This is a genomic window from [Flexibacter] sp. ATCC 35208, from assembly GCF_001975825.1.
In the GTDB taxonomy this organism is placed as follows: domain Bacteria; phylum Bacteroidota; class Bacteroidia; order Chitinophagales; family Chitinophagaceae; genus Chitinophaga.
Window position 1 is genome coordinate 74,829 of sequence record NZ_MTKN01000002.1, and the last position, 12,448, is coordinate 87,276.

Here is a 12,448-nt window from a genome sequence, read left to right on the forward strand (position 1 = left end):
CAACAGGCAAAAATAATATAAAAAAGGATTGGGTAGCAAATCGGGTTTCATCGATCAATTTGATATTTATCTACTACTTTTATGGACTTTTACGTAATTTCAGGTATAGGAAGATTCACTATAGGCCTGTAATTCACTTGCATATGCAACAACTTTTAGAAGAATTAAGGAGAAGGCATCAGCAAGCTGCTGCAACCGCCTATCCCTCGACTAGCGCTGTAAACGAGTTTGCGAATAATTTTATCAACTGGTTATTTCCCGAATATCAGGGGAAAGTAATGCCAGATGTGGTGTTGTTAGAAGAATACGCGCATATGTTGCAATCCTCATTGCAACACCTTTTACAACCCATGCAACCACAATTGCCTGCGGATGCTGCTAAGTTGAGCCAGCAATTTATGGCGCAGGCGCCAGATATTTATGATTCATTGAATAAAGATGCAGAAGCATTGTTGCAGGGTGACCCTGCCGCTACCTGCCTTTATGAGGTAATCAGGGCATATCCCGGGTTTTATGCGATAGCATTTTACCGCATAGCCCATGCTTTACAAAAACTGCACGTCCCCCTCCTGCCCCGTATGATCACGGAACAGGCACATAGCCGTACTGGTATCGACATTCACCCTGCTGCGGTCATCGCTCCTTACTTCTGCATGGACCATGGCACTGGCATCGTGATTGGTGAAACCACCGAAATTGGTGCGCATGTAAAACTGTATCAAGGCGTTACATTGGGCGCCCTGAGTGTGGACAAGGATATGGCGAGGAGCAAAAGACACCCGACGATCGAAGATCATGTTGTAATTTATGCCGGCGCCACCATTTTGGGTGGAGATACCGTGGTAGGTCACCACAGCATTATCGGTGGTAATGTATGGCTGATCAAGAGCACGGACCCTTTCAGCAGGATCTATTATAGGGCGGACGGAAGTATGAACACAGTGAACGTGTGATAAAATTATATAACTGATGCAAGGAAAAGGAATATTGGATTTGGTAGGCAATACGCCTTTGGTAACGCTGAAGAACATTAGCGCCAATCCGAATGTGACCATTCTGGCCAAGCTGGAAGGCAACAATCCGGGAGGTAGTGTGAAAGACAGGGCGGCCTATGGCATGATCAAAGGCGCACTGGACAGAGGGGAACTGAAGCCCGGTATTAAACTGATAGAAGCGACCAGCGGCAATACAGGTATTGCACTGGCTATGATCGCCAGCCTGTTTGGCGTAGAGATAGAACTGGTAATGCCGGAAGATGCTACCCGCGAAAGAGTATTGACCATGGAAGCCTTTGGGGCCAAAGTGATCCTCACGCCCAAGGAGCAATCTATGGAAGGGTCTATTGATTATGCCAATGCCCAGGTGGCCAAAGGCGGTTATCATATGCTGAACCAGTTCGGCAACCCTGACAACTATAACATGCACTATAAAACCACAGGACCTGAGATATGGAGAGATACCGAAGGTACGGTGACACATTTTGTAAGTGCCATGGGTACTACGGGTACCATTATGGGAGTGTCCAAATACCTGAAGGAGGTGAGTGAAGCGGTGCAGATCGTAGGTTGTCAGCCAACGGATGGGTCTAAGATACCTGGTATCCGGAAATGGCCGGAGGCTTACCTGCCAAAGATCTTTGATCGGCAGCGGGTAGACAGGATCATGGATATAGCGGAGGACGAGGCAAGAGCCATGACAAGGAGATTGGCGAAGGAAGAAGGGGTATTTTGTGGTATGAGTAGTGGTGGTGCGGTGTCTGCGGCGGAGCGGTTATCGAAGGAGCTGGATAAAGGCGTGATTGTATGTATTATTTGTGACAGGGGAGATCGGTATTTGTCTTCAGATTTATTTGGTTGAGAAATTTTTAGAAATTAAATTGATTTCGCTGGATGAAATTAATCTGACTTATTTTATTTGGTTTAAAATAAAAAAGCCGCCTCAATTGAGACGGCTTTTTCTATTTCCCTGAAATAAATTACTTCTTCATGTACATTACTTCCTTCACCAGTTTCACTGTTCTTTCGATATCCGGCAGGTACAGTTTCACCAGGTTTGGTGCGTAGTGCATAGGTGCATCCACTGCTGTGATACGACGGATAGGCGCATCCAGGTAGTCAAAGCCTTCTTTCTGGATCCTGTAGGAGATCTCAGAAGAAATGCTGGCGAATGGCCACTGTTCTTCAACGATCACCAGGCGGTTGGTCTTTTTAACAGACTCCAGGATGGTGAACCAGTCCAGCGGACGGATGGTACGGAGGTCGATCACTTCAGCTTCGATACCTTCTTTAGCCAGTTCTTCAGCTGCACCCAGTGCAACTTTCATCATTTTATTGAAAGAAACGATGGTAACGTCTCTACCAGCGCGTTTGATATCAGCTTTCCCGATAGGGATGATGTATTCTTCTTCAGGCACTTCACCCATATCACCGTACATCTGCTCACTTTCCATGAACACAACCGGGTCGTTGTCGCGGATAGCCGCTTTCAGCAGACCTTTAGCATCGTATGGGTTGGAAACAGATATCACCTTTAAACCTGGGATATTTGCATAGTAACTTTCAAAAGCAGTGGAGTGCTGAGCACCCAGCTGACCAGCGGAACCGTTAGGGCCACGGAATACGATCGGGCAACCTACCTGTCCACCACTCATAGCGAGCATTTTAGAAGCAGTATTCAGGATCTGGTCCAGGGCCAGTACGGCGAAGTTCCAGGTCATGAATTCCAGAACAGGACGAAGTCCGTTCTGAGCAGCACCTACACCGATTGCTGTGAAACCCAGCTCGGCGATAGGGGTATCAATCACTCTTTTTTCCCCAAATTCATCCAGCATTCCCTGGCTAACTTTGTAGGCTCCGTTATATTCGGCTACTTCCTCTCCCATCAGGAAAACCCGCTCGTCACGGCGCATTTCTTCCTGTAAGGCTTCTCGTAAGGCTTGTCTGAAAGCTATCTGACGCATGCTGTTACTCTTAAAGTTTGAAAGATAAATGCCTTTGGCTTTTCCCAAAGGCAGGGGCAAAATTATTGTTTAATGGTGAAAAAAGCAAAGATTAATTACCTCCTCCCCGACGTACCGTCGGGGAGGAGGTAATTAACTAAATAATATAAATTATATATATATTAGTGCCGAATTATCCTTACCTATGTTTACCATTACCGTCCTGGCTATCTGCTTCCTCGCAGCCATTTCCTGCAAAATTAAGAAGGTGAAAGCCCCTGTGATCACCCAACTGATGTGGTATTTCCATCTCACCATGCTATTTTTTGCTGTCCTGTCCGTGATCTTACTGATTAGCGGGTACGGTTTTAAAGGTACCTATACGGAACGGATATTTTTCACTCTTTATGCAGGTTCGGCCATTATATTATATGGTCTGACCCAACCTGAGGTATCCGGAAAGCGGGTATACCTGGCGGCATTTTATGGTTTTCCCTTTGTCATGGCAGTCGGGTTACTCCTGCCGCCGCTGCGTACACTGGCGGTAATTGCCGGTTTGGGGTTATTGTCTGACTCCCGGATGGAAAGGTACCAGATCGATGAAGATTTTGCCCTGCAAACCAAGTCAATAGACATTATAGACCGGCACCCGACATTTAGCCTCGTGCAGGATAAGTTCTTTTTATTTGAAAAGATCACCAGCGATGTGATTATGCCTGAGAAGAATGTGCTGGCGGTAAAGATGGAAAAAAGAGGACAGGATAGCGTGTGGTTGCACCTGAATATGGTGGAAGATGCAGGGAAGCTGGCGAAACTGGATACGACTTTAAGTTTATATAGATAAAAGGATCTGCCATGAGGCAGATCCTTCTTTTTTTATACTCTTTCGATGATGATAGCACTCGCTCCTCCTCCCCCATTACAAATCCCGGCTACACCATACTTCGCATTATTCTGATGCAAAATGGAATTCAGGGTTACCACGATCCTCGCTCCACTACACCCGACCGGGTGCCCTAAAGCCACCGCTCCACCCCATACATTTACTTTGTTCATATCCAGGCCCAGATCCCGCTGGTTCGCAATCGGCACACAGGAAAATGCTTCATTAATCTCAGCAAAATCCATCTGGTCAATTGTCATACCTGCTTTCTTCAGTGCATTATTCACCGCCTTTACCGGGGTAGTGGTGAACCATTCCGGTGCCTGCGAGGCATCTGCAAAACTGATAATCTTTGCCAATGGCTTCAGACCAAGTTCTTGCAGCTTCTCTCCGCTTACCAATACGACGGCGGCAGCTCCATCATTAATATTGGAAGCATTTGCAGCTGTAATGGTACCGTCTTTCTGGAATGTGGGTTTTAGTGTTGGGATCTTTTCGAAGTTAACCTTTTTATAATCTTCATCTTCGGCGACTGTAACGACTGTTTTTCCGGGGATTTCTACTGGTACGATCTCGTCTTTAAAATATCCTTTCTCAAATGCTGCTGCTGCCAGTTTGTAACTACGCGAGGCATATTCGTCCTGTTCCTCCCGCGATATCCTGTATTCAGTAGCACAGATCTCGGCGGCATTGCCCATGTGAAAATCTTTGTAAGGATCCCACAGCCCATCGCGGATGATGCCATCCGACAAGGTGCCATGGCCTAACTTATACCCGTTCCTCCCCTTATCCAGGTAGTAAGGTACTGCACTCATATTCTCCATTCCACCAGCTACCACCACATCATTATCACCCAGCATAATACTCTGGGCGCCCAGCATGATGGATTTCATGCCGGAAGCACATACCTTATTTACCGTAGTACAAGGTACTGTATTTGGTAAACCGGCATAAATACTTGCCTGATTGGCAGGTGCCTGTCCCAGGTTGGCACTGAGTACATTGCCCATAAATAATTCATTGACAGCACTTGCTGCCACACCGGCTTTTTCCAAAGCGGCTTTGATTACAATTGCTCCCATCCGGGTAGCTGGCAGGGTCGACAAGGCGCCATTAAACGAGCCTATGGGGGTACGCACAGCGGCGACTATAAATACGTCTTTCATTCCGTGAATTCTTTAAGATTGATTTGGTGACTATCAATCAAATATAACGGAATCAGAAACGGTATCCAAACTTCAGGCAGATTGGGATGTATGCATATTGCTTAGGTTCCAGAAAATCGAATTTATCAAAGAAACCAAAATCTGTTGCACTGTGGTTCCAGTTGTTCCTGTTGAGCCATTACCCGCAGTGCAAGCAAAAGGGATGTACAAGTTCTATTCATATTAAAAACGATATCCGAATCTTACTTTAAATGGAATGTCTGGTAATGCGCCACCGCCGTCATCGACATGAAACCAGTCATTGCCTTCTTTATAAGCTGTTTCCGGCGGCGGTCCCTGTGTGTAGTGTTTCCACTTCCATTTCAGGCCTACGCCAACAGATGCTTCGAAGAAAAACTTTTCATTCTTGCCACCAAAGTTTGACTGAAATCCAAAGCGACCTCCCAGTGCAAACACCTGTTTCTGCTGTTCGTATTTTACCAGTTCTTCATACACCTGGCTACCATCTTCAATATGGGGTACGATATAATTCTCGTAATTATTTACCTGCTTATATAATGCCTGTGCAGCAAAGAACCACTTATAATGTTGATGCCTGCCAGGGAAAAAAAACTTTACATCCGGCGTGATGCGAAAGCCATAATTTTCTCTGTCGTATTTATTCATGTTGTATAAAATCCACTGCCCTTCCAGCGCTGCACTGATATTATTTTTGATACGGTATTCAAAACCCAGGGCAGGTCCACCATCGGGTTCTGTAAAGGAGACTACATTGACGAATACGCGTAACCCCGTTAATTTTTGTTGTGCTTTCACTGTTGTCATACAGCATAGCAGCAATATGAGAAAGTAAATTTGTTTCATAGATACATCAGTTTGAAAGCTGTGAAATCAATTTCGGGCTTTGAGGATTGGAGATGTCATAACAATCCAGTGAGGTCTTACTCCTGCCATACAGCTTTGTACCGCCGATCTGCAGGGAATAATACACCTTATCAGGAAAGGTGGTTTTCACCAGGTTGGTGGCCAGATCTATTACGCCCAAACCTTGGCTCTCCATGGAGGCATATACCGTATTTTCAGTCACAGCAAATGCATTTACATTCTGAGCGGCCAATGCCGTGGGGGTACTAGTGGTATTGTTGCCAGTAAGGGTGTACATCCTTACATGGTCATCCGGATTATCGCCGGTACAGGAGTAGCCTGGTTTATCTACAACGAATGCTTTATCGCCATATAAGGTCACCTTATTGCAGGTGCTCCATTGCCAGTAAAAGCCGGATGAATTGAACCCTCCGGAAGAGACATCATACACCACTGTACCATAATAATTATCACGGCATACGACGAGGTTATTATTGTACAGGTACATGGTGTCTGCCGTCATGCTCAGGTTCTCACGACCTGTTTCCACAGGTGTGGCAGGCTGAGAAAGGTCATAATTCACAACAGCATCATTGTCTGCAATGTACAGGTGATTGCCATTAACGACAATACCTGCCTGGGCTACCGATTTGGAGGATGCGATGTAACTCAGGTTGGCGGGTGCAGGATCTACGGCCATCAAAACGGGTACTATCAGTATGAATATATAGAGTATGTAAATTTTCTTCATTATCGACGACATTTTGCGGAGGTTCCTGTAAGATCTTCACTCAGTTTCCAGGACACGATCGTGCCTTTGGTAGAATCGGCGCAAATAAATAATACGCCTGTAAAGGGTGGATAATCGTTCAGGTGCCAGGCTTTGGAAATGCGGTTTGTTTCCTGCAGATTATTAAAGCTATTCAGGCGAATGGTGACAAGGTCATCGTAGTTACTGACGTACAGGTAATCACCTTTGATAGCGGCTGCGCGGAAGCCGGGGATGCTGATGAAAGCCAGTTTTTTAGGATGGACGGGGTCCTGGTAGGAAATAACATGTAAGCCTGCGTCTTTTTCTTCTTCCAGTACATAGTCGCCGGAAGTATAGAGGTTTCCACCATTGATAGTGGACTGAGGTGATAGAAAGCGAACAAGCTTTGCGTTAGGGTCTGCATTATAAACGGGCTCGTAGGGGGTTTTACTGGTGTCCCACTCATTGTCCGAGCCACAGGCATTTAAGAGCAACAGTACCCCGAACAGCGTACAGAATAACAGTCGGGTAGGCATAAAGATTTTTTAAATAAAGCGGATCATTGGGGGTAGATGTTACTATTTATTTAAGATATTAACATGTCTTTAACTGAATTGGCTTGCGGCAGCAAGGAAGATCGCAATTATTCCGGCTGGCGCCAGTGGAAAAGAGGCTTTGCCGTCATCCTTTCATTCAAAAAAAATGCTCCTGCCTTTCGGCAGAAGCACTCTTTAGTTTGGCGGGAGATTTGACTAAATCACCATCCTGTGTTGTTCGGCAATGCTGCCGTATTCACAGAAATTTCGGACTGTGGTACCGGCCAGAGATAATCGCGGGGATTGGTAAATTTCCTTGTTTCAATCACCACATTGCTACCATAATCAGAACGGGTAGCATCATAATTATTCAGGATACCATGCGCGACTCCCGGCATCACTGTCTCAGCTATTTTCCAGCGACGGATGTCGAAAATGCGGTTGTCTTCCATTGGGAACTCCACATGTCTTTCACGACGTACCACTTCTCTCAGTGCTGCCTGTGTAGGAGCAGTCGTTGCCGTTACTGCAGGCATACCTACACCCGGACGTTGTCTTACCAGATTGATCGCATCATATACAGACTGGTCGATCTGGTTCAGTTCGATCTTTGACTCTGCATAGGTGAGCAGTACTTCTGCATAGCGTATCAGCACCATGTCATTGTAAGAGTTACTATCCCAGTTACCATCAATATCGGTAGGTACATATTTCTTATAATAATAACCAGTGAATGAAGCATTGTTTTTACCTAATGCATCCAGGCCATTCTTATTTGTTACATCAATCACCACACCATTCAGGGTATCACCCGGTGTTACCACTACTTTTCTCAAACGTGGGTCACGATTTTTGAAAGGGTTCGCTGCATCATACAGCGGTGACTGATCGATCGGCAAACCGTCTGTACATTCATACGCATCTACCAGTGACTGCAATGGAACTACCTGTGACCATCCACCCATTGAAGGACCACCTACCCAGGTAGCCATTGCACTTGGATGTGTTGTCTTTACATAACCAGCAGTTAAAATGAGTTCCAAACTGTTCTTGTTTGAACCATTAAACAGACTGTTGTAGTTCGCATCGATCTGGTAATACCCCAGGTCCATCACTGCCTTTGCAGCAGTAGCCGCATTGGTATAATCACCTTCATACAGCAGTGTACGTGCTTTCAGTGCTAACGCTGCACCACGGGTAATTCTACCCTGATCAGCAGTACCGTAGGATATAGGCAGATCTGGTGCAATGGCATCCACTTCGTCTACAATCCACTTGGCAACAGTAGCGCGTGGTGTACGTGCAATAGAAAATTCAGCTGTAGTAGGCGTATGATCTCTGAACACCACATCACCATACAATCCTATCAGCTGCTGATAAGCATATGCACGGATAAAACGGGTTTCACCTTTCAGACGTGCTTTCAGGTCAGCATCCATAGTCACCCTGTCTATATTATCCATCACATCATTGCAGGTGGCAATCATATGATATAGATTACTCCAAAAATTTGCGAAGGTACCTGTACTGATAGAAGCACTTCCGTTACCTACCAGCCTCACATCACTTGGCCAGTCGCTCCAGCTGTAGCTATCATCTGTAGCACAGGAAATGAAGATACGGTTATCCACATCACCGAGACGGGTATAACAATTGTTCACAGCATTGGTGGCATCTGTAGCAGTAGCCCAGTAAGTTGCCTGGCTGGTACTGGATTGTGGCTGATCGTCCAGTTGTTTATTACAACCGGCAAATGCGATTCCACCCAGCATGATTAATATCGATAATTTCTTCATGGCTTACTAAATTTAGAATGACACATTTAATCCGAAAGTGAAGGTCTTTACCTGTGGGTAATACCTGCTATCGTTTGGAGACTCCGGATCTATATCATTAGGCAGTGAAGAGAAGGTAAGCAGGTTAGCACCACTTACATACACACGGCATCTGTCAAATCCTGATTTACCCAAAATATTGGATGGCAGAGAATAACCCAGCTGTACTGTTTTCAGACGCAGATACGCACCACTCTTTACCCAGTAGGAAGAAGCCTGGTAGTTCTGTGTAGTCGTGAGCAGTCTTGGGAAAGCAGCACCTGTATTGGTAGAAGTCCAGCTATCCAGGTGTTCTTCTCTAAAGTTACCATCATTGCTGATAGGCGCTTTTTCTATGGGCATGGTCATGATATCTACTTTACCTACACCCTGGAAGAATGCAGAGAAATCGAAGTGCTTGTAAGATGCACCCAGGTTGAAACCGTATGTAAAGCGAGGCATGGTGTTACCGAGATACACCATATCACCACCTTTTCTATCCAGCGACTGAGTGATGGTACCATCACCATTGATGTCTTTGTAGATCAGGTCACCAGGGCCTGTTGTACCAACGGTTTGTTTGGCATGACCAGCTACCTGTTCTGCTGTCTGGAAGATACCTTCTGATTTATAACCATACAGCGCATTGATTGGCTGACCGGTTACAGTGCCTGTGTAAATGTAGTTGGTGTTTGCACTGATCTGGTCAGAACCTTTTACATCCAGGATCTTGTTGTGTACATCAGAGATGTTGAAACCAACGTTGTATTTAAATCCTTTTTCACCGATTGAGTTATGGTAGTTCATACCCAGTTCCCAACCAATGTTCTGTACTTTGGCTGCATTCATAGCAGAAGGGCTCAGACCTACAGAAGATGGGATAGGCAGTGTCATGAGAATGTTATCAGTCGTTTTGTTATACCAGTCGAAAGTAACATCCAGTTTTTTCAGGATCGTCGCATCCAGACCGATATCTGTCATGGTGCTGGTTTCCCAGGTCAGACCACTGTTTGGATAGATACTGATACCCGCAGTTGGGTTCAGCACACCACCGAAAGGATAGCTACCATAGCTATAAGTAGTCTGGTAAGGATAGTTGTAAGAAGTAGGATCATCACTTACAACCACCTTATCATTACCTAACTTACCCCATGAACCACGTAATTTCAGGTCATTCAGCCAGCTTATATCCTGCATAAATGATTCCTGTGACACTCTCCAACCCAGTGAGAAGGAAGGGAATGTACCCCACTTCTGACCGTCCGGGAAGCGGGAAGAACCATCACGACGAATGTTTGCTTCGAACAGGTATTTCTCATCGTAGTTATAGTTCAATCTGCCAAAGAAGGATACCAGGTTATATTCCATGGCATAACCTTCTGTGCTTTGGCCGGATTGTTCACCACCATTGAGCTGGGAGGTACCAGTTGCGAGATTCTTTCTGAAACCGTTCAGGTAATCGGTGGTTTCATTCAGTTGTGAAGCACCGCCTAACAGTTTGAAATAATGTTTACCGATTTGTTTGGTGTATTCTGCCAATGCCTGGAAGTTTTTGAACCAGTAGCCCTGTGCTTCCTTGGTCAGGTCGTTCTGGCCTAATTGCAGAATAGTGGAATTAGTAGGATGATCTGTATAATAGTTCAGCGTTTTGTCGCGGAGGGAGTTGTAATCAGACTGGTAGTTCACGGCTGCGGTACCTGTCAGTTTTAATCCTTTAGCAAGGTCGTAAACGCCTTTGAAGTTGCCGGAGAAGAGGTTACTCTTGTAGTTGTACAATCCACCTTCCTGCTGTAAGCGGATGGGGTTCTGGCCACCTCTTACAATAGCCCAGGTACCATCTTTATACTTGTTCGCCGTAAGTGGGTTGATCACTGCACCCTGGCCAAACTGGTACCATGCGGAACCAGATACGCCCTGTGGTTCATTTCTGTCATTCATACGTGCAGAGATATCTGCACTGAATGTTAGTCTTTTCGTCACATTGATATCTGTGTTCAGGCGAACGGTAATTCTGTTGAAGTCCATGTTGGTGATCAGGCCTTTCTGATCGAAATAGTTAGCAGAGAAATGGTATTTCACATTTTCAGAACCCCCTGCTATACCCAGGCTATGCTCCTGTTGAAACCCGCTACCGGTCAGGATTTTCTTAAGCCAGTAGTTGTCGGGATAAAGATCGGTATCACGGTTAGGGTCGTCGTAGGCAGAGATCTGCGAATCAGAATAAACCGCAGCGCCACCCGTGTTGATGGCGGTCTGATTCACCAGTTTCATAAAATCCTTTGCACCTACATATTTTGCAAGACGGGCAGGATTCTGCCAGCCAAAATAATTGGAATAGCTCACTTTCGCTTTGCCGGTGGTACCTCTTTTAGTGGTGATGAGGATCACACCATTAGCAGCTCTCACACCATAGATAGCAGCGGCAGCAGCATCTTTCAGTACAGAATAGGTAGCGATATCATTGGCGTCGACATCATTCATACTCATCTGAATACCATCTACCAGCACCAGCGGATCAGTGTTGTTCAGTGTACCGACACCACGGATCCTGATCGTACCCTGGTCAACACCAGGCTGACCGGAAGCAGTGGTAACGGTTACGCCCGGAGCAACCCCTTGCAGTGCTGTAGACACCTGGCCCACAGGTTTGGCACTGATCTCCTTTCCATCGATGGCGGTTACCGCACCTGTGAGGTTTACTTTTTTCTGTGTACCATAACCTACTACAACGACTTCGGACATGCTTGTTACATCCGACATCAGTTTTACATTGAAGGTCGTGGTACCATTTACAGGTACTTCCTGTTTTACATAACCGATAAAGGAGAATTCCAATACAGCGGTCGCATCAGGAACATTCAGTTTCCATGCACCGGTAGCATCTGTAGTAGTACCAATGGTGGTACCTTTTACCAGTACCGTTACACCTGGAATGGGTTGACCTTTATCATCGGTCACCACACCTGTAACGGGTATGGCTCTCAGCGAGGTAGCAGTGATGGTTTCGGGAGTAATGGATGAAGAAGCGACTGTGTTTAAATCGCCATTGGAAGTAGTTGGCGTAGCAGGTTCATCATCCTGTGCAAAGATGATATAGAAACCTTCTCCGAGTTTTTTATAACGCAGTTTGTTAGGAACGGTAATAGTTTTCAGCTCATCTTCGAGGGAAGCTGTGCTTTCTTCTACGTTCGACAACTGCAATTTGGCCAGCTTGCTTTTGTACATGAAGTGTACATTGTACTTGAGCTCCAGCTTGTCAAGAACTGTTTTCAGCGATTTAGTCTGCGTTCTTTCGAAAGGAGCAGTGCCGGATTTCCCCAGCATAGCCAGGTCCTGGGCACTGGCAGGCATGTTATTTAAACATACCATGCCCATAGCCGCCATAAAGGCACTAACGAACTTGTTCATGTGAGTGTGGTTTGTGTTACTGTACTTAAAAGTCATAGGAAGTCCTGCTCCGCTATTGAGCGAATGAGCTACGACCTTTAAGCATGAA

General features: G+C 45.7%; 10 protein-coding genes. 3 read left to right on the forward strand and 7 right to left on the reverse strand.

Features of this window, described 5'->3' with window-relative positions; all coding sequences use genetic code 11:
* Window positions 1-143: 143 nt before the first annotated feature.
* Together BW716_RS01870 and cysM are read left to right on the forward strand one after the other, a co-directional pair.
* Window positions 144-953, forward strand: a complete 810-nt coding sequence (locus tag BW716_RS01870; protein ID WP_083720407.1) for a serine O-acetyltransferase — start codon at window positions 144-146, stop codon at window positions 951-953.
* A 16-nt stretch (window positions 954-969) separates the two neighbouring features.
* Window positions 970-1,857 carry a cysteine synthase CysM gene (gene cysM, locus BW716_RS01875; RefSeq protein WP_083720408.1) on the forward strand — a complete coding sequence of 296 codons (888 nt, stop codon included), beginning with the start codon at window positions 970-972 and terminating at the stop codon, window positions 1,855-1,857.
* 118 nt (window positions 1,858-1,975) lie between these two features.
* Here the strand turns inward: cysM and BW716_RS01880 are convergent, their stop codons facing one another.
* A complete protein-coding gene (locus BW716_RS01880) occupies window positions 1,976-2,959 on the reverse strand; it encodes a pyruvate dehydrogenase complex E1 component subunit beta (RefSeq protein WP_083720800.1) in 984 nt (327 codons plus the stop codon).
* 184 nt (window positions 2,960-3,143) lie between these two features.
* On the opposite strand from BW716_RS01880, the gene BW716_RS01885 reads away from it, so the two are divergent.
* A complete protein-coding gene (locus BW716_RS01885; RefSeq protein WP_083720409.1) occupies window positions 3,144-3,782 on the forward strand; it encodes a hypothetical protein in 639 nt (212 codons plus the stop codon).
* A 32-nt stretch (window positions 3,783-3,814) separates the two neighbouring features.
* Here the strand turns inward: BW716_RS01885 and BW716_RS01890 are convergent, their stop codons facing one another.
* The 6 genes from BW716_RS01890 to BW716_RS01915 form a co-directional block, all read right to left on the reverse strand.
* Window positions 3,815-4,987, reverse strand: a complete 1,173-nt coding sequence (locus tag BW716_RS01890; RefSeq protein ID WP_083720410.1) for an acetyl-CoA C-acyltransferase — start codon at window positions 4,985-4,987, stop codon at window positions 3,815-3,817.
* A 222-nt stretch (window positions 4,988-5,209) separates the two neighbouring features.
* A complete protein-coding gene (locus BW716_RS01895; RefSeq protein WP_083720411.1) occupies window positions 5,210-5,851 on the reverse strand; it encodes a DUF3575 domain-containing protein in 642 nt (213 codons plus the stop codon).
* A 7-nt stretch (window positions 5,852-5,858) separates the two neighbouring features.
* On the reverse strand, window positions 5,859-6,602 hold the full coding sequence (locus BW716_RS01900) for a hypothetical protein (RefSeq protein ID WP_083720412.1): 744 nt from the start codon (window positions 6,600-6,602) through the stop codon (window positions 5,859-5,861).
* Window positions 6,602-7,138 (reverse strand): hypothetical protein, encoded by a 537-nt coding sequence (locus tag BW716_RS01905; RefSeq protein ID WP_083720413.1) that lies wholly within the window; start codon window positions 7,136-7,138, stop codon window positions 6,602-6,604. The genes BW716_RS01900 and BW716_RS01905 overlap by 1 nt, the downstream gene beginning before the upstream one ends.
* A 221-nt stretch (window positions 7,139-7,359) precedes the next feature.
* The gene (locus BW716_RS01910; RefSeq protein WP_083720414.1) at window positions 7,360-8,934 is read right to left on the reverse strand and encodes a RagB/SusD family nutrient uptake outer membrane protein; all 1,575 of its coding nucleotides are present in this window, start codon (window positions 8,932-8,934) and stop codon (window positions 7,360-7,362) included.
* A gap of 12 nt (window positions 8,935-8,946) precedes the next feature.
* A complete protein-coding gene (locus tag BW716_RS01915; RefSeq protein WP_083720415.1) occupies window positions 8,947-12,360 on the reverse strand; it encodes a TonB-dependent receptor in 3,414 nt (1,137 codons plus the stop codon).
* Window positions 12,361-12,448: the final 88 nt, after the last annotated feature.

Excerpts from the sequence above, each read along its gene's own strand:
- BW716_RS01900 (WP_083720412.1), bottom strand. The coding sequence starts at position 6,602 with ATGAAGAAAATTTACATACTCTATATATTCATACTGATAGTACCCGTT.
- BW716_RS01905 (WP_083720413.1), bottom strand. The coding sequence starts at position 7,138 with ATGCCTACCCGACTGTTATTCTGTACGCTGTTCGGGGTACTGTTGCTC.
- cysM (WP_083720408.1), top strand. The coding sequence starts at position 970 with ATGCAAGGAAAAGGAATATTGGATTTGGTAGGCAATACGCCTTTGGTA.
- BW716_RS01895 (WP_083720411.1), bottom strand. The coding sequence starts at position 5,851 with ATGAAACAAATTTACTTTCTCATATTGCTGCTATGCTGTATGACAACA.
- BW716_RS01885 (WP_083720409.1), top strand. The coding sequence starts at position 3,144 with ATGTTTACCATTACCGTCCTGGCTATCTGCTTCCTCGCAGCCATTTCC.
- BW716_RS01910 (WP_083720414.1), bottom strand. The coding sequence starts at position 8,934 with ATGAAGAAATTATCGATATTAATCATGCTGGGTGGAATCGCATTTGCC.
- BW716_RS01915 (WP_083720415.1), bottom strand. The coding sequence starts at position 12,360 with ATGAACAAGTTCGTTAGTGCCTTTATGGCGGCTATGGGCATGGTATGT.
- BW716_RS01870 (WP_083720407.1), top strand. The coding sequence starts at position 144 with ATGCAACAACTTTTAGAAGAATTAAGGAGAAGGCATCAGCAAGCTGCT.
- BW716_RS01890 (WP_083720410.1), bottom strand. The coding sequence starts at position 4,987 with ATGAAAGACGTATTTATAGTCGCCGCTGTGCGTACCCCCATAGGCTCG.
- BW716_RS01880 (WP_083720800.1), bottom strand. The coding sequence starts at position 2,959 with ATGCGTCAGATAGCTTTCAGACAAGCCTTACGAGAAGCCTTACAGGAA.